13 protein-coding genes are annotated in these 16,804 nt (G+C 60.8%); 3 read left to right on the top strand and 10 right to left on the bottom strand.

Annotation, left to right across the window (positions count from 1 at the left end):
• Positions 1-51 precede the first annotated feature (51 nt).
• On the top strand, positions 52-924 hold the full coding sequence (locus HFX_RS02590; RefSeq protein WP_004057796.1) for a DUF7351 domain-containing protein: 873 nt from the start codon (positions 52-54) through the stop codon (positions 922-924).
• 30 nt (positions 925-954) lie between these two features.
• On the opposite strand, the gene HFX_RS02595 is transcribed toward HFX_RS02590, so the two are convergent.
• From HFX_RS02595 to HFX_RS02610, 4 genes are all read right to left on the bottom strand, one after another.
• Positions 955-3,096, bottom strand: coding sequence for an alpha-amylase family glycosyl hydrolase (locus HFX_RS02595; protein ID WP_004057795.1), 2,142 nt, complete (start codon positions 3,094-3,096; stop codon positions 955-957).
• A 130-nt stretch (positions 3,097-3,226) separates the two neighbouring features.
• Positions 3,227-4,375, bottom strand: coding sequence for a sugar ABC transporter permease (locus HFX_RS02600; protein WP_004057794.1), 1,149 nt, complete (start codon positions 4,373-4,375; stop codon positions 3,227-3,229).
• Positions 4,372-5,391 carry a carbohydrate ABC transporter permease gene (locus HFX_RS02605; RefSeq protein ID WP_004057793.1) on the bottom strand — a complete coding sequence of 340 codons (1,020 nt, stop codon included), beginning with the start codon at positions 5,389-5,391 and terminating at the stop codon, positions 4,372-4,374. The genes HFX_RS02600 and HFX_RS02605 overlap by 4 nt, the downstream gene beginning before the upstream one ends.
• Before the next feature lie 12 nt (positions 5,392-5,403).
• Positions 5,404-6,696 carry a substrate-binding domain-containing protein gene (locus HFX_RS02610; RefSeq protein ID WP_004057790.1) on the bottom strand — a complete coding sequence of 431 codons (1,293 nt, stop codon included), beginning with the start codon at positions 6,694-6,696 and terminating at the stop codon, positions 5,404-5,406.
• A 292-nt stretch (positions 6,697-6,988) separates the two neighbouring features.
• Here HFX_RS02610 and HFX_RS02615 point away from each other — a divergent pair, with 292 nt between their 5' ends.
• On the top strand, positions 6,989-8,125 hold the full coding sequence (locus tag HFX_RS02615) for an ABC transporter ATP-binding protein (RefSeq protein WP_004057788.1): 1,137 nt from the start codon (positions 6,989-6,991) through the stop codon (positions 8,123-8,125).
• A gap of 182 nt (positions 8,126-8,307) precedes the next feature.
• Here the strand turns inward: HFX_RS02615 and HFX_RS02620 are convergent, their stop codons facing one another.
• Positions 8,308-10,329: a hypothetical protein gene (locus HFX_RS02620; protein WP_004057786.1), complete on the bottom strand. Its 2,022-nt coding sequence runs from the start codon at positions 10,327-10,329 to the stop codon at positions 8,308-8,310.
• Positions 10,330-10,562: 233 nt separating this feature from the next.
• Here HFX_RS02620 and HFX_RS02625 point away from each other — a divergent pair, with 233 nt between their 5' ends.
• Entirely contained in the window at positions 10,563-11,612 is a 1,050-nt protein-coding gene (locus HFX_RS02625) for a TrmB family transcriptional regulator (protein WP_004057784.1), read from the top strand.
• A gap of 37 nt (positions 11,613-11,649) precedes the next feature.
• Here the strand turns inward: HFX_RS02625 and HFX_RS02630 are convergent, their stop codons facing one another.
• The 5 genes from HFX_RS02630 to HFX_RS02650 all read right to left on the bottom strand — a co-directional run bounded on the left by HFX_RS02630 (position 11,650) and on the right by HFX_RS02650 (position 16,690).
• The gene (locus tag HFX_RS02630; RefSeq protein WP_004057782.1) at positions 11,650-12,411 is read right to left on the bottom strand and encodes a geranylgeranylglyceryl/heptaprenylglyceryl phosphate synthase; all 762 of its coding nucleotides are present in this window, start codon (positions 12,409-12,411) and stop codon (positions 11,650-11,652) included.
• A 118-nt stretch (positions 12,412-12,529) separates the two neighbouring features.
• Complete coding sequence (locus HFX_RS02635; protein ID WP_004057780.1) at positions 12,530-13,471, bottom strand: NADP-dependent oxidoreductase; 942 nt, start codon at positions 13,469-13,471, stop codon at positions 12,530-12,532.
• A gap of 40 nt (positions 13,472-13,511) precedes the next feature.
• Positions 13,512-14,111, bottom strand: a complete 600-nt coding sequence (locus tag HFX_RS02640; protein ID WP_004057778.1) for an NADPH-dependent FMN reductase — start codon at positions 14,109-14,111, stop codon at positions 13,512-13,514.
• Positions 14,112-14,545: 434 nt separating this feature from the next.
• A complete protein-coding gene (locus HFX_RS02645) occupies positions 14,546-15,520 on the bottom strand; it encodes a hypothetical protein (protein ID WP_179955354.1) in 975 nt (324 codons plus the stop codon).
• A gap of 258 nt (positions 15,521-15,778) precedes the next feature.
• Positions 15,779-16,690: a serine/threonine-protein kinase RIO2 gene (locus HFX_RS02650; protein WP_004057774.1), complete on the bottom strand. Its 912-nt coding sequence runs from the start codon at positions 16,688-16,690 to the stop codon at positions 15,779-15,781.
• Positions 16,691-16,804 lie beyond the last annotated feature (114 nt).

Below are 16,804 nucleotides of genomic sequence, written 5' to 3' on the forward strand. Positions count from 1 at the left end.
GGCCGTCTCCCGAGCGGAAGATGTTTTCTCGGCCGCGCCCGCGTAAAGAGTATGAACGCTGACGAGGGAACAGTCTCCGTCGACGCCGAGCAGGCGGCCGACGCAATCGGCGCGCTCGCGGACGCCGACCGAATCGCTATCCTCGTCGCACTCCGAAACGGTGGGCGACAGTCCTTTGTCGACCTCCAGTCGGCGGCGGGATTCGAAGACAGCGGTCGGTTCAACTACCACCTCGACAAACTCGTCGGTCGGTTCGTCACCAAGCGCGAAGACGGCTACGAACTCCGCGGGGCGGGGTCGAAAGCGGTCGATATCGTGACCGACGAACGATTCGGCGAGTCGCCGCCGCCGGAAGAACGTGCCGTCGATGCGGCCTGTCCGACCTGCGGACACCAGCTTCACGCCCGGTATGCCGACGAGAACGTCGAACTCACCTGCCCCGACTGTTCGACGCTCGTCCACTACGGGTACTTCCCCCCGCGCGGGCGGACGAGCAGAGACGCCGACTCGCTCTTCGAAGCCTACGGGACCTGTCTCTGGCGGGATTTCACGCTGGCGTACCGAGGCGTCTGTCCGTACTGTCGCGGCCGAATGACCACGCGAGTCGAGGCCGAACCGCACCATCACCTCGACTATCCGGCGGTGAGCGACTGCCGCGATTGCGGCGCGTCCATCGCAACGACGATTGGCCTCCGACTCTTGACCGACCCGGCCGTCGTCTCCTTTCTCGCGGACCACGGAACGAGTCCCGACGACCGCCCGTTCTGGGAGTTTGACTTCTGCATCGACGACAGCGACGTGGCCGTCGTCTCGGAGGACCCGTTTTCAGTCTCGGTGCCGATTCAACAGGGCGACGAGACGCTTCGGGTCGTCGTGGATGAAAATGGGTCGGTCGTCGAGACGACGCGGTCGGTCCCGCGGTAGTCTCTTAGGCCGACCCAATCGTCCGACTTTTCACTTCCACGTCCCACTGTACTCGCCGGTCGAGTCCGTCGGCGTGGTGTACTGTCGGTTCGACCCCGACTCCCACGTGACGGTTCCGTCGCTGGCGATTTTGACGAATTTGAACTCGATGTCCGTCCCCGCGGGAAGGTTCACGTCGTAGTACCAGTTCGGGTACTCGTGGACGACCTGATTGAAGAACGGTCCCACGGCGCGGTCGGTGTCCCAGTCACCCAGTTCGTGGACGTTGCCGACGACGTAGACGTTCTCGCCCACGTCCGTCGTCGCGTCGTTGACGACGAACCGAGCCGAGATTTGGTCGCCCGAGAGCACCTCGTAGCCCGAGAACGGGTCGCTCTGGGCACCGTTTGCGTCCGTGACCGTCACGTCGTAGTAGCCGCCCGAGACGGCGGGAACGGTCGCTTCGATTTCCGTGTTCGACCACGAGGTGATGGATGCGCTGGTCGTGCCGAACTCGACCGACCCCTCGGTGCTGCCGAAGCCGTCGCCGCTGAGGACGACGGTGTGGCCGGGCTGTCCCATCGTCGGGCCGACGTGGCCGAGAGCAGGTTCGGCCGTGGTTCCGGTGTGCTCCCAGACGCAGACGGTCTGCGGACCGACCGAGAAGGTATCTATCGAGCCGTCGGTGTTGACGGTCGTAGAGAAGCCATCGAGCGTGCCGCCGAGGGCGTCGTCGTAGGTTCCCTCCGGAAGCGACGTTTGGAGACCGGAGACGTCGTACCAGTCGAGACTCCGGTTGATGGCGACGAGGACGACGTTGTCCCCGAATTCGCGCTCGTAGACGAAGACGTCCGAGTTTATCCACCGTTCTTCGGTGTCGCCGTAGGCGAGCGCCGGGTTCGACGACCGGAGGCTAGTGAGCGCCTGGATGACCTTGTACGCGGTCGTCGTCGTGTCGAACGACGGCATGGGCTTTCGGTTGTCGGGGTCGTTGCCGCCGGTGAGGTACTGCTCGGTTCCGTAGTACACCGCGGGCGTCCCGCGCGAGGTCAGAAGGACCGCGAGCGCCATGTCGGTGTTCCGCGTGTCGCCGTCGGCGACGGTGAACCGGGGCATATCGTGGTTGTCGATGAAGGGCACCTGGTCGATGACCTGGTCGTGTTCCGATTCGGTCTCTTGGAGCATATCCCTGAATCCGTACCAGTCGTCGGTGAAGTCGCGGAGGACCTGTCGAATCTCCTGTCCGAATCGAAAATCGAGGAGGCTCATGCCGCTGTCGTTCGAGAACTCGTAGTACCGCGGATTCGACTGGTCTGCGCCGAGGAACCACTCGCCGAAGGTGAACACCGGCCGGTGGTCGTAGATGGTATCGACGAGCGTCTTTTGCCACTTCGGCGGCATGTGCGCAACCGCGTCGACGCGGATACCGTCGATTCCCGCGTCCAACCACTGCTTGATGGCGTCTTTCAGGTACTGGTCGATGTACGCCTCGTGGTGGTCGAAGTCGGCGAGATTGTAGAGGTTGCGGTAAATCTGGTCCTCGTAGCTCGAATAGTCGGTGCCGCCGTTGTGGTGAAAATAGCTCTTGGGGTCGTCGTTGTAGGCGGCGACGTAGCTCCCGTTGTCGTAGAGGGCCCCGTCTTCGAGTTCACCGTCGGAAGTCGACGGCGAGGTGTGATTCGGAACGAAGTCGATGACGACCTTGATGCCGTTTTGGTGGGCCACGTCTACGAGTTGTTTGAACGTCTCCATGTCGCCGAAGAACTCGTTCGGGTCGGTGAAATCGCGCGCCCAGTAGCCGTGATAGGAGGTTCCGATGTCCGAGTCGACGGCGGTGATGTTCTCGAACGGCGGGGAAATCCAGACGGCAGAGACCCCGAGGTCGGTCAGATAGCCGCTTTGAATCTTGTCGATGATGCCCTGCCAGTCGCCGCCGCAGTACTTCCGGAGGTTCGAACAGTCGTCGCTCGCGAGTTCGCCCGTTGGATTGTTGTTCGGATTTCCGTCTCGGAACCGGTCCGAGATAAGCTGATAAATGACGTCGTCTGCGAAGTTCACCGTCTGTTCAGGTGGCGTCGCTGCGGCCGCCTGCGAGACGAATGCGAGGTCGTCGTTTCCGGCGCCGGTACCTCCGGCGAGACCGATTGCGCTCAATCCGAGTCCTTTCAGGAACGTTCGCCTGTCGAATGACATAGTGTGTGAATAAGTATCTCATCACAAATAATTATCTTCTAGTTCTAGATATATTGGTTTAAGCCAAATAAGAGATATTTCTATTAATCTTAATAAAAATATAAAAGAACACCACCGAGCGCGTTTCGGCTTAGCCTTCGACGCCGCCGAACGACAGCCCACCTTCGATGTACCGCTGTGCGAAGAGGTACACGAGCATGATGGGGGAGGCGAACGTGAGGGCGAACGCCGAGAAGCGCGCCCACGGAATCGAGTACTCGCTGATGAGCGAGTACAGCCCGACGGGGAGCGTGTAGTTGTCCGTCCCGAGGAGCGTTTGTGCGACGACGAACTCCGTCCACCCAGTGAGGAAGGTGAAGATAAACACCGTCGCGAGTCCCGCCGTCGAGAGCGGGAGAATGACCTCGACGACGACTCGCCACGGTGGCGCGCCGTCGACGACTGCGGCCTCCTCGTAGGAGACGGGAATTCCGTCCATGTAGGTCTTCAAGAGCCACGTGTTGAACGGAACCGCCGTCGCCGCGTAGTACACCGCCAGCGCGAGTTTGCTGTCGTTGATGCCGAGTTGGACGTACACGGTGTACAGTCCGATGAGGAGCGCGATTCCGAGTCCGCCGCCGACCTGCGTCAACAGGACGTAGACGAACAGAATCTTCCGACGGAAGATGAACTCGCGGCGCGACAGCGCGTACGCGGCCGGCACGATGAGCGACATCGCGATGATGACCGTCGGAATCGCCACTGTCAGACTGTTCCAGAAGAACGACTTGAACGCCGACGGATTCTCGATTGGTTCGACCGCGAACCCGGGGAACAACTCGAACGAGCCGAAGGCAACCCGGCCGACCGTTCCCGGTTGAATCGCGCTCACGTCGAGCAGCGTAATCTGCGGTGTGCTGAACACGAGGGCGACGTTCGTCACCGGGATATCGACGACGATGTCGTAGCCCTGCACGATGAGGTCGCCGATAACCCAGAGGAACGGCACTAACGACGGTGCCTCCGGGAAGAGCTTCAGCCCGCTCGAAGAGTATATCGAACCGCCGGTTCCCGACAGCGCTGCGATGAGAATCCAGTAAATCGGGAACAAGAGCAGACAGACCAGTATTAACGCTCCGAGCGTCGCACCGGCCGTCTTCAGCGGTTCCATCGGCGACACTTCGCCGCGCTGGATGGCCACAGCCGTATACCGGATGTCTCGAACTGCCTCCACCGGAGCCATCGCTACCGTTTGGGCGTCGTCTTTCAGCTTTTGCCCGATGGTATCGAGGAGGCTCACGCGTCGTTCACCCCGTCTGCGAGTCGGCCGCGCTTGACGTTCAGCCACATGAACGCGCCGATGAACAACAGCGCGATGATGCTAATCGCCGCCCCGCGCCCGTACTCGGCGAACGAGAGGGCTTCCCGGTAGCCGTAGACGACGATGAGTTCGTTTTGGCGCGCCGGTCCGCCCTCGTTGAACACGAACGGGATGAGGAACTGCTGGAACGACGCTGCCGCGGTCAGGATGGACGCGAAGAACACGGGCCGTTTGATGGACGGCAACGTGACGTGGAAGAACCGCGAGAAGTAACTCGCGCCGTCGACCATCGCCGCTTCGTGGAGTTCGTCAGGAACGTCCTGAAGCGCGCTCACGGTGATGATGACCATGAACGGGTACGCTAACCACATCTCGGTGACGTTGTAGGCGGCGAACGCCAGCCATCGCTCGCTGAGCCACGACACGGTTTCGAGTCCGAATATCGTCAGGATTTGATTCGCCAGTCCGAACTCCGCGGAGCTGAAGATGCCGCGCCAGACGGTGATGGTGAAGATAGACGGCAACCCCATCGGAAGGATGATGAGAGAACGCATGATGCGCTTTCCGCGGACGCGCTCGTTGGTCACGACGAGTGCGAGCGCCAAGCTAAACGCAATCTTCAGCGTAACGCTTGTTGCGACGAACAGCCACGTAACGCCGAACGAGTTCCAGAACTGGCCGTTAATCGGGAGCGTTGCGATGGTGTGGCCGAACAGGACGATGCTGAACGTGCCGCCGAACAGCACGTCCGCGTAGTTCTCGATGCCGATGAACGTCGCCTCGCCGAACGTCAGGACGGAAAACGCACCCTCTCCAGCGAACAGGTTCGCCGGTGCCGCATCGGTAAACGAGATACCGATGAGGTAGACGACCGGAAACAGCATGAACGCCGAAAAGACGAACAGCCCCGGCAGAACGAAGAGGAGCGAAACGTCTCGCTTGTCGAGAAACGGGACGTCCTCAACGCGGCGGGCGACACGTGATGCGGTGCTCATTGATGTAGCTCGTTATTCGAGGTTGCTGCGAATTTCTTCGTCGGCAGTCTTCATTGCCTTCTCGACGTCTTTGCCGTTGAACGCCTTCGTGAGCGCGGCCTTGACCGGGTCCCACACCTTCCCCATGTCCGGGTGGGTCGGCATCGGTTGCCCCTGCTGGACGGCCTCCGAGAAGCCCTGAACGTGCTCCGGGAGGTCGCCGCTCTCGACGAGGCTCTTGAGGACCGGGATGCTGCCCTGTTCCTGGGCCGCCTTCAGCGCGAGGTCCTCGCTGGTGGCGAACCACTCGATGAACGACCGACTGGCGGCGGCGTCGGCACCGCCTTCTTCCATCGCCTTGGCGAAGTACCACATCGTGATGCCCGTGAACGGCTTTGGCTCGCCGCCCTCGGGAGAGGGTAACTTGGCCACACCGTAGTCGATACCCTTCTCGTTGAGCGTTGAGAGGTACCACGGCCCGTTGATTGCGAACGCGGCGTTTCCTTCGGCGAAGGCGGCCGCCTGCGGTTCGTACGCCGGGTCGTTCGGCATGTACGGCACGAAGTTGTCGACAGTAAACTGGACGCCTTTAATCGTCTCGGGGAGCGCGACGCCAATTCGCTCGTCCGCCGAGTCGTCGAAGTAGTACCCGCCGAAGGCGTGGGCCCACGCGCTGAGGAAGTACCCGTCTGCGAAGGGCAGCCCCAGCCCGTAGTTGTTCGTTTCGGGGTCGTGGAACTCCTCCATCACGGAGACCATGTCGGCAACCGTTTCCGGCGGTTCGTCGACGATGTCCTTGTTGTAGACGAGAGCGACCGTCTCCGCGTCGTGCGGGAGGCCGACGAGGTTGCCGTCGAACTGGATTGCCTCGCGGGCGGCACCCGTGAACACGTCGAGGTCAACGTCGACCTGGTCGCTCTGGTCGACGACGAACCCGCGCTGGTAGTAGTCACCGGCCCAGTCGTGCGCCCACTCGAACGACTGCGGACCCTGCCCGGCGGGAATCGCGCTCGTCGTCTTCTTGCGCATGTCGGAGATGTCCGAGCCCTTCACCGTATGGTCCGACGCTTCGTTGAACTGTTCGAGGGCCGACTTCCGGCCGGGAATCTCTGGTTCGGGAAGCGAGTACCAGACCGAGGCTGTCCCAACGGGTTCGGATTCGGACGTCTCGCCGGTACTGCTGTCGGTGTTTTCGTCGCCCGAACCGTCGGAATCGCCGCCCGACTGGTTGGTGGAACTCTCTTGGACGCCAACGCAACCCGCGAGCGCGGCAACCGTGCCGGCCGCACCGAGGTTCTTCAGTAAGGTTCTGCGATTCAGTGGCATGGTGTGAATAGATGAGGAATAAGTTGTTCACATATTAAATCATTCGAATAAGACATAATCATTCATCCTCGATTGACGTCTTCGGTCGCGCTCGTGCGCTCGAAACGCGGTCGGCCAGTGTGCGAAAAATTGTGCCAGAAGTGCGTCTGGGTCCCCGGACAGGGACGTGCTCTCTCGTTCAGACGCGTCATTACGGTCTGTACCCACGATGCAAAACTACTACGAAATTGTGCTTCATACATTCGAAGGATAGGGGAAGAACTATACTGTGCCACACCGAGCCATGGATACAATGGCGACTATTACGCTCGATACACTCAGAAAGGAGTTCGACAACGGCCGAATCGTTGCCGTTGACGACCTCTCGGTTGCGGTCGAAGACGGTGAGTTCATCACCGTCGTCGGCCCGTCGGGGTGCGGGAAGTCGACGACGCTCCGCATGGTTTCGGGGTTGGAATCGCCCACGAGCGGTCGTATCCTCGTTGGCGACGAGGATGTGACGGACCAGCACGCCCGCACGCGAGACGTGGCGATGGTGTTCCAGAACTACGCGCTGTACCCGCACAAGACCGTCATGGAGAACATGGCGTTCGGGCTGCGGATGAGCACCGACCTCTCGAAAGCAGAGCGTCGCGAGCGCGTCCGCGAGACGGCACAGATGATGGGCATCGAAGAACTACTCGACGACAAACCCGACGAACTCTCCGGCGGGCAGAAACAGCGCGTCGCGCTCGGCCGCGCCATCGTCCGCGAACCCGACGTGTTCCTCTTCGACGAACCGCTTTCGAACCTCGACGCGAAGCTCCGGACGACGATGCGGACGGAGATTCAGCGCCTCCAGAACGACCTCGGTATCACCTCGCTGTACGTCACCCACGACCAGGAAGAGGCGATGACGATGGGCGACCGCATCGTCATCCTGAAAGACGGTAAACTCCAGCAGGTCGGCCGACCCAAGGACGTGTACGAAAACCCCGCAAACGAGTTCGTCGGCGGCTTCGTCGGCTCGCCGAGTATGAACTTCCTCGACGTGTCGGTCGAACGCGAGGGGAACCACGTGGTCCTCGTCAACGACGATAGCTCGTTTTCGTACCGGCTGTCCGAGTCGTTCTCCGCGGACCTCCGGGAGACCACACACGAGACCGAGGTTCGAATCGGTATACGCCCCGAAGACGTTACCCCGGCGTCGGACGGCTCGAATCTCATCGATTCGACGGTCGGCGTCGTCGAACCCATCGGCTCCGACAACTATCTGCACCTCGACATCGCCCCCGACTTCATCGCCCGCGTCGACTCGGACATCGAGCCTGAAACGGACGAGACAATCAGTATCACCTTCGACGAGTCCGACCTTCACGTGTTCCACCCCAAGACCGGCGAATCGCTCAAACACCGCGAGTCGAAGCAGCGCGCGACCCCAGTACAGTAAACTAACCTCGACGCAGTAACTGCCCCCAACGCAGTAACTGCCCCCAACGCAGTAACTGCCTCCGCTGTCGTATCCGCGTGAAGAAGTCGTTCGAAGTTTTTGTTCGCGCTTTCGGTTTCAGTTCTGGTTCGCCTTTTCGGCTGTCGTTCTCGGGGTCAGCCCGTTACTCCGGTGTGGTCCCGTTACTCTAGCACCGCCGAACCCGCGAGTGACTCGTCGGCCAGCGTCGCGAGCGTCGCCAACCGAAGCGCGTGCGGCCAGCCGAGCGGGGTCGCGCTGTCGGGCGTTCCGTCGTCGAAGAACTGCTCTGCGAGATAGCCATTCTCGGTGCTGAGCGGGCCGTCCGGTAGGACGAGGTCGAGAAGCGATTGTCCTTTCTCGACGAAGGCCGCGCTTCGGTCGTCGTCGTGGGCCGCGAGCAGTCCGGCGAGTTCGATGCCAGCGTTCGCGCCCCACGCGGTCGAGACGGTCCAAATCTTCTCCGAGGACTGTTCGCGCATCCGCCAGTCGTCACCTTCGAAGCGGACGAGTCCCTTTACGTCGCTCTCGTCGGGGTCGTGCCAGAGACCGTCGAAGACGGATTCGACGTGGGCGACGAGGCGGTCGAGGCGGTCGTCGCCGACAGGTTCGAGTTGGTCGTAGGTCCGATGGGCGGACACGAGCGCAAGGGCAGCAGAATCGTAGCGGTCGTCCAGTTCGCCGTCTTCGAGGCGGAGCGCGTAGCACTCGCGGTCGTCGCTCCACAGGCGGTCGACACCGTCGTGGACTTCGTGTGCGCGGTCGGCGGCGCGGTCCGTCAGGTCGTCGTCGAGGTCGGACAGGGCGAGCGCGGCGTACGCTTCGAGGAACGTCGCGGTGGTGTGGCTGAACCGACCGGTCATGTTCTCCCACGCGTTCTGGCAGTTGACCGGGAGACCGTCGTCGTCGAGGGTCTCGTCGAGGCTGTCGAGGGCGAGCGAGAGCGTCTCTTCGATGTCGGCGCGGAGGTCGGCGTCGTCGCAGTGGCCGTAGTAGGTCGCGAGGAAGGCGATGACGCTCCCCGTCTGGTCAGCCTGATAATCGGCGTCGTCGCCCGATTCGAGGCGGGCGTTAGCCCATCCGGGCGCGAGCGACCCGTCGAACGGCCAGACGCGGTGGGGCCACGAGCCATCCGCGCGCTGGGTACGGCAGTAGGCGCGCGCACTTCGCTCGTGCCACGCATCGAGGCCGAGACCGAGTTTCTCGTCGGACTCGAAGAGGAATTTCGAGATTTCGGCGTCGTCGCGGAACCACGTGTAGCCGTAACCGCCGGAGTAGGCGTAGTACGGGTCGAAATCGGGACCGGCGATGCGGAGGCCGAGCGACCCGGAAAGAAGCGAGAGCACGCGAATATCGTCGCGCATCGCGCCCGCCTCGTCGTGGTCGGGAACCGTCCCCTCAACCTGTTCGGCGGCGCGGGCGCGCAGGTCGTCGTGGCCGAGCGTTACGAGGTCGCGCACGGTATCGAGCGCGTCTTTTCGACTCGTCTCGGTGTCGTCAGTGAGGAGGTGGCCGACAGTGGCCGACCCGCCCGCAAAGGGGACGGTCCCGACGACTGCGCCGCTCAGTTGGCCCTCTTCGTATCGGTCGTCGGAGAGAGGCCGTGGAAGTTCGACCTCGCCCTCGGAGAGTAATTCGTCGAACTGCTCGGGAATGCGGCCTTCGACGTGCTCGAACGCTGGGTCCGACGCGAGGAAGTCGTGTTCTTCGGCGTGGTACGTCTCGACGGTATCACCATGGTATAGCTGGCCAACGAGCGTGTCGCGGCCGTCCGGTTGGAAGTGGACGAACGCGACGAGTTCGACGTCGGCATCGGTCTCGAATCGCGTCACGTGAGCGTCGTCGACGGTGAGGTCGTACTGGGTGACGTCGCCGTAGGTCGTCTCGTGTTCGGTGACGACGAGCGCGCCGTCGTCGGTGTAGGACTGCGTTGCGCTGTCGTCGAACCAAACGATATCGGCACCGTCGCCCTCGCCGGTCGGTCGAATTCCGAACCGCGAGCGTTCGATACCCCAGAGACCCGAAATCGGATAGCCGAAATCACGGAGCGACCCGTCGGTTTCGACGTGAACCAGTCGCTCGCCGAGTCCCGAAAACAGGCCGCTCGTCGTTCGTCTCTCGCCTGGAAAGCGAGTCGGGTGTTCTGCGTGCCGTTTGTAGTCGGCCAGTGCATCGCGTAATTGCATTGTTGAGTCGTGGGTTCCCCGCAGATAATAATCTTGGTGTAATGTTCCTTCACACTTTCAGAACGCGTCGGCGGATATCTATTGTCGTCCCCTGACGTGTGACATGAACTATCCCGACTCGCTCCGAGTCGCAGCAGTCGGACGAACCGTCGAAGCGCCATCTCCGCCGTGGGCGTGCTTCGAACCGCTTCCGAGTCGAGTGATTAAGTACCGTGGTCGATGACAATCTGACCATGGACGACCGGGAACTCGCCGACCTTCTCGAGCAGTTCGGACTCTCAGAGAAGGTCGTCGACACGTATCTGACGCTCCTCGAACTCGGGGAGGCGAAGGCGAGCCAAATCGCCGACGCGGCAGGTGTCTCCAAGCGCTACGTCTACAGTGTGAGCAACGAACTCGAAGAGCGAGGTTTCGTGGAGGTTAACGACCACGTCGTTCCGACGACGATTCGTCCTCTGCCGCCGCTCGAAGTCATCGAGTCGCTTTCCGAGAGCGTCGAGTCGATGCGGCCAGCGCTCGAAGAGCGATACACGGCCACCGCCCGTGACGAAGACCGATTCGAGGTCATCAAATCACGGGTGACGGTACTCAAGCGCATCGCCGAACTCATCGAACGGGCGGAGTCCGAAATCACGCTGTCGCTCCCCTACGACGTGCTCGACGAAGTCGCCGACGAGTTACGCACCGCCCGCGAGCGGGGCGTTCTCATTTCGCTCGTCGTCAGCGGTGTCGAACCGCACGACGACCTCGAGGTCGACGGGGTGGCGTCGCTCGTGCGCGTCTGGCACGAACCGATGCCGATGATGCTTACCGTCGACGCGCGGACCGGCCTCATCGCACCCGGCGAGATGGTCGCTCGGTCGAATTCCGAGTCGCAGGCAATCGTCTTTGCCCAACCCCACCTCGGCCCAGTCATCGTCGGTTCGTTCTTCGGTAACTACTGGCCGATGGCCGCCGAGGCCTACACGGTCGAACCGGACCCGCTTCCGACGACGTACCACAACTTCCGCCACGCCGTCTTGCAGGCCGCGCTCTGCCGCCGTGCCGGTATCGACCTGACTGTGACTGTCTCTGGGCGGATGGTCCACACCAGCGGTCCGACCGAACTCAACGGCCGCGTCGTGGACATCCGACAGGGACTGCTCGAACCCGCGAACAACTCGTTCCCGGTCGAAAACGCGCTCGTCGTCGAGACAGAAGACGGAACGTACAGCGTCGGCGGCCCCGGCGCGTTCGTCGAGGACTTCGAAGCCGATACGGTTCGGTTCGAGTCTGTAGAGTAATCTCGGCTCCCCCGCTGAGAGATGGCTACGACCAGAGTCAGGGAATCGTCTGCAGATACTGCTCGGGGTCGTCGTGGAAACAGTCGCCGACGACGATGGCGTCGGCACCGGCGTCGAGAATCTCTCTGGTCTGTCGATTGCTCCGGATGCCGCCACCGTAGAGTAACGCCGTCTCGTCGAGGTATTTTGCCGCCGCTTCCACGTCTTCGGGACCGCCGTAGACGCCGGAGTATTCGATATAAAAGATAGGGAAACCGTAGAAGGATTCGGTCGCCAGCGCTGCACCCGCAACTTCGTCGGGACTGTAGCGTTTGTCAACCCCGGAGACAGTGGCCGCCTTCGAATCGAGGTTCTGAATCACGTAACCCTCGCCTAGTATCTTCTCCGCGGCCGACGCGATGGCATCGCGCCCTCGTGAGGCGATGACGTCGCCGACGATTGGGAGTCCGGTTCCGACCACCTCTTCGGGCTTGCTCCCGACTTCGGTGAAGAAATCTACGTGCTTTGCGACGAAATTGTCGCGGTCGCCGTTGTAGACGGCAGGGACGGAGAGATAATCGACGGCATCCATCGTCTCCGACGAGACGTGGTCCGAGCCGTAGGGTTCCTGAAACACCGGGAGGTCCGGAAACTGATTTTGAACTCGTTCAATCGCGTCGAGTGAATTCTCCTGCGTTACGCCGTCAGAGCCCCCGACGATGACTAAGTCCGTCTGGGAAAGAATCTCCAGGTCCTGCGGTAACGGTTCCGCCGGATCGACTTTTGTGATGTGTGTGATATCGTTCCAATCAAGGGACATAATGTCGGGTTGGCAAACATGAGTCTTGATTCCTCCGGAGTTTCGAGGGTGGTACTCTCATTTTTAACGCAGTAATATTCTGCCCATCCGGGTCTCATCCGGAGATTCCTCGCAGACCTCAAATCTCCAAGACGAGTTTACCGCGGACGTGCCCGCGTTGGCTTTCCCTCTGGGCAGCGCGAGCCTCCGAAAGCGGCCACACGTCGCTGACTGTCACCTGAACTTGGCCGTCCTCAAGCAGGGTTCGTACCTCAGAAAGCGTCGTTGTGTCCGGTTCGACGCTGAACCAGTGAACTGTCGCGTCCCGGTCGGCACGAGTTTTCTCGATGATGTCTTCCGACGGTGGTTCCGGGAGCGTGACGAGGCGGCCACCGCGCTTCAGGACCGAAATCGACCGTTCGAGTGTGTCGCCGCCGACTGCGTCGAGGACGACGTCAACGTCGTGAACCTCATCTTCGAACTGCTGTTCCCGGTAGTCGACGAACTCGTCGACACCGAGACCCTTAAGAAACTCCTCGTTCCGTCCGGATGCGGTTCCGATGACGTGTGCTCCGACGTGGTTCGCGAATTGAACCGCCATGTGGCCGACGCCACCCGCAGCAGCGTGGATGAGCACCCGCTCGCCAGCCTGTAACTCACCTTCCTCGAAGAGTGCGTGCCAGGCTGTTAGTGCAACCATCGGGACCGCCGCAGCCTCTCGGTGGGAGAGCGTTTCCGGTTTCAGAATAACGTCCTCCACCGGGGCTGTCGCGTACTCGGCGTACGTGTTTCCGGGGTCGGGCATTCGAACGAGTCCGAACACCTCGTCGCCGACTTCGAACGCCGAACGCTCGGCCCCGACCGCCTCGACGACACCCGAGAAGTCCCAGCCGGGAATGTACGGAAGCGACGGGGCGAGCGCGTCGTCGACGTAGCCTTCTCGAACCATCCAGTCGATTGGGTTCACCCCGGCAGCGCGAACCCGGACGAGTAACTCGTCGTCGTCGGGTTCTGGTCGGGGAACCTGTTCGAGACGCAAGACATCCTCGTTACCGTACTCGTGGACGCGAATAGCGTCCATCTCACCCCCGGGTGACCGAGTACCGTCTGCGGTGGAATGGTTAGTCATTTTGCGCCCCCGCCACTGTCCGCTCGTTTCGTTGCTCGACTAGTTCCGGGTATCGAGGCATGCCCGCATACCGGGCAAGTTCACGCCCCAAACGGGCGGTTCGTTCCGACAACTCCTGATCTCGGATACCCGCTTCGGTAACCATCGTGTGCGAGTTGGGGATTGCAACCTCCGTCGGAAGCGTCCATGCGTTGAGTGTCCGACAGACCGTCCGGAGATGAACAAGTGCGGTCCCCGGGAACTGTCCCGCAGCCACTTCTAGCAATCCGACAACCGTCTCGGAAAACTCGTCGCGGCCACAGTAATCGAGTGCGTTCTTCAGCACGCCCGAATACGACCCGTGGTAGTTAGGCGTCCCGAGGACGATGCTGTCCGCGTTGCTGACGGTCTCTTGGAGTCGTTGCGAATCCGGCACGTCGGAATCGACAGCGTTCAGCGCCGGTAACTCGTAGTCGCGTAAATCAACGAGTTCTGTCGAGGCTCCTGCGTCGTTTGCGGCCGTGAGTACCTCTCTGAGGGCGATTCGTGTCTTGCTTTGGTCGCGAAGGCTTCCGCAGAGGGCGACAACGTGCGGTTCGCTCGGATGCTGCATTACGACTCATTACGATGCCTTGTCACTAAAGGAGTAGCTGAAATGATATTTTGTAAGCTGCGCTTCCAAACGCGATTTTTGGAAACTATATGATACTTGGGGCTACGTTGTGGCTCACTCCGGTACTATGGATGTCTGGGAGGCGAGCCCTCGTCTTCTCACCGGGGGAATACGGATGTTCGTTCGTCCACCGGTTGTGTCGTGACGTTGTCCAGTTGAACGTGCCACTAACCCTGTTCACAACCGGACTCAGTGTGCCGGAAAACACTAAGGCTCGTGCGACCGGTGTGGAAGGAAAGCGGCTACGGGTTCGACGTGGACAAACAAGTGGAGGTTACCGCTGGTCAATGACAACGTAACCGAAGAGAACATAGACCGACTCGATACGACGACCGCGACTGTGGACGAAACGACGACAGACGCCGTCAAGTGGTTCAGTTTTGTGAAGACGATTCGTTCGTTGTATTCGTATCTACCTCACACCCCATTTGGGTCGAGACTGTACTTGCTGAAAGTTCTCCTTCGGAGTCGATGACTGCCCGCGTCGAGGACTGGTTACAGTCGAAGTTTTCGGGAGTAATCTGTTCAGTCACAACCGTCTCTGTTTCGAAAACACCCATCGAGAGGGAATATGTCCCGCTCTCGCTGAGGGTGAGAAGCACCGTTCCGTTGGGTTCGACCGTGTAGATACCATCGAATTGCGTTGTTGAGTCTCTCTCGACAAGCAATTGGGTCGTCCACGTCTCGTCTGAAGGGTTCCGGAGGAGGAGACTGTGGATGCCCTTCCCCGTGTCTGCGGGAACTGGGTCGTCGCCGAGTGTGTGTGAGGCAGATTCATCGGTAGCAACGTGTTCGGTGACGACGCCCGGGCATGCCATACGCGTCGAGATTCCCACCGAGTCGAGCGTACCGTCACCCTGTATGCTAATTGTCGTTTTAGTCATATTACAGGTGAACTGGCCGGGGTCGATGGTGACCCCTTCAGTTGCATCCAGCGCAGGAACTGCCATGCGAGCGGTATACGTGTCGAGATCCGTGAGCGAAGCAGCGATAGTCGCATTCGGTTCGAGTTCCACCGATTCGTCGAGAACAGTCTCGCCGGACTGTAGAATCGTCACTGTTCCTTGATGCGTCTCGTCTGTCGGATTCGAAAATGCGACGTAGTGGGGTCTCCGAAGGTCACGCTCTTCGAGCGACCCAGTCCCGAGGGTTCGTTCAACGGTATTTCCGGTTTCGATGAGCGTACGTTCTGGCATTTGGTCTGTCCCCGTCTGCGGTTCGTCAGGCGTTGAGGTGGCTGTTTCAGTATCCGATTCGGACGACCCATTCGAAGTTGCTTGTGAGGTGCATCCTGCTGCTGCGGTTGTCAAGCTGAGGCCAGCCGTTGCCAGAAACGTTCTACGTTTCATACTCGATGATAGTGAGAGGGGATGTTTGCGATATCCCAGACTCAAAGACGTCTTTGAGCCCCGACTAGCTACTCACCTCGATTGAAACTGTGATTGCACCGATAGTGTGAAATAGATAACACATCAAGACCACCGTCGAACTTGGAACGTCTGTATCCCAATTCTATATCGTACTATCTGGTTTATCTCTGGAGGACTGTGATCCAGTAGCAACTACCGAGAACAAACCGAAGACTGCGAGAAGTGGGAAAGCCGGCGTCAGGCACTAAAATCGCCCACGTGTTCGAACTCGTTGTGGGCGATAGCGTCGGACAGCGCGTCGATATCCACGTCGTCGGGCATCTCTGCGGGGTACTTGCGTCGGAAGTAGCCAACGATGTTCTCCACGTCGCGCGCGAGGAGTTCACGAGCGTTGTCGTGGTCGGTCGGGACCGCCTGTGGCCAGTCGAAGATGGTGATTCCCTGCTCGCCGACGGCGACGTTGTACTCCGACATGTCCGCGTGGACGAGCCCGGCTTCGTACGCCGAGGCCATCTCGTCGAGAATCAACCCGAGAACGCCCGTCACCTGTTCGGATTCGAGTCGGGACTTCCCGAGTTCGACGCCGTCGAGTTTCGACATGACGATGGCGTGGCGGTTGTGGTCCACGGGTCTGGGGACCGACACCTTCGGGAAGAGGGTTTCCAGCGCTTCGTACTCGCGTTCGGCCGCCTTGCGGGCGGTGTAGAGCCACGAGACGTGGTGGTTGTCGGAGGTGTAGTCGCGCTCGCGGCGGACCTCGCGGAAGTTCGTGTAGCCCTCGCGGTGGAATTTCAGCGCAAGCGGCTTGAACGACTGAACTTCGAACACGTCGCTTTCCTTGCCGACGCCGAGGGGTGCGCCGAACCCCTGGATGGTGTCTCGCTGTGCGAACGTTCGGAGGGCGAGCGCGTCGTAGCCCTCGACCGTGAGTTTGTACCCCTCGTACTGGATGGTCTTGCGCTCGACGAGTTCGCGGGTCATACAGCGGTCGATGCGGTAGTCGACTTCTTCCGCGGTCAGCCCCGAGTTCTTCGGGAGTTTCTCGCGGTTGACCCACTCGCTGAAGCGCATGCCCTGCTCGACGCCCGAGAGGAGATAGAAGTCCTCGGGTTCGAGTTCGGCCATGACGCCGGCGACGTTCCGTACCATAGGGTCTCTCCGTGAGCGAGGCGTAAAAGAGCCGCGAGTCAGTGGATTGGCGCGCGATAAATCAAATACAGCGATACAGAATCGAGGTGCAGCAGGTAGTTGATCCAAACGAGA

This window comes from Haloferax mediterranei ATCC 33500 (assembly GCF_000306765.2).
Lineage (GTDB): Archaea > Halobacteriota > Halobacteria > Halobacteriales > Haloferacaceae > Haloferax > Haloferax mediterranei.

Bases quoted from the DNA above. Each gene is read 5' to 3' on its own strand.
- HFX_RS02605 (WP_004057793.1), bottom strand. From the start codon at position 5,391: ATGAGCACCGCATCACGTGTCGCCCGCCGCGTTGAGGACGTCCCGTTT.
- HFX_RS02650 (WP_004057774.1), bottom strand. From the start codon at position 16,690: ATGGTACGGAACGTCGCCGGCGTCATGGCCGAACTCGAACCCGAGGAC.
- HFX_RS02635 (WP_004057780.1), bottom strand. From the start codon at position 13,471: ATGGACGCTATTCGCGTCCACGAGTACGGTAACGAGGATGTCTTGCGT.
- HFX_RS02640 (WP_004057778.1), bottom strand. From the start codon at position 14,111: ATGCAGCATCCGAGCGAACCGCACGTTGTCGCCCTCTGCGGAAGCCTT.
- HFX_RS02630 (WP_004057782.1), bottom strand. From the start codon at position 12,411: ATGTCCCTTGATTGGAACGATATCACACACATCACAAAAGTCGATCCG.
- HFX_RS02620 (WP_004057786.1), bottom strand. From the start codon at position 10,329: ATGCAATTACGCGATGCACTGGCCGACTACAAACGGCACGCAGAACAC.
- HFX_RS02610 (WP_004057790.1), bottom strand. From the start codon at position 6,696: ATGCCACTGAATCGCAGAACCTTACTGAAGAACCTCGGTGCGGCCGGC.
- HFX_RS02615 (WP_004057788.1), top strand. From the start codon at position 6,989: ATGGCGACTATTACGCTCGATACACTCAGAAAGGAGTTCGACAACGGC.
- HFX_RS02625 (WP_004057784.1), top strand. From the start codon at position 10,563: ATGGACGACCGGGAACTCGCCGACCTTCTCGAGCAGTTCGGACTCTCA.
- HFX_RS02590 (WP_004057796.1), top strand. From the start codon at position 52: ATGAACGCTGACGAGGGAACAGTCTCCGTCGACGCCGAGCAGGCGGCC.
- HFX_RS02645 (WP_179955354.1), bottom strand. From the start codon at position 15,520: ATGAAACGTAGAACGTTTCTGGCAACGGCTGGCCTCAGCTTGACAACC.
- HFX_RS02595 (WP_004057795.1), bottom strand. From the start codon at position 3,096: ATGTCATTCGACAGGCGAACGTTCCTGAAAGGACTCGGATTGAGCGCA.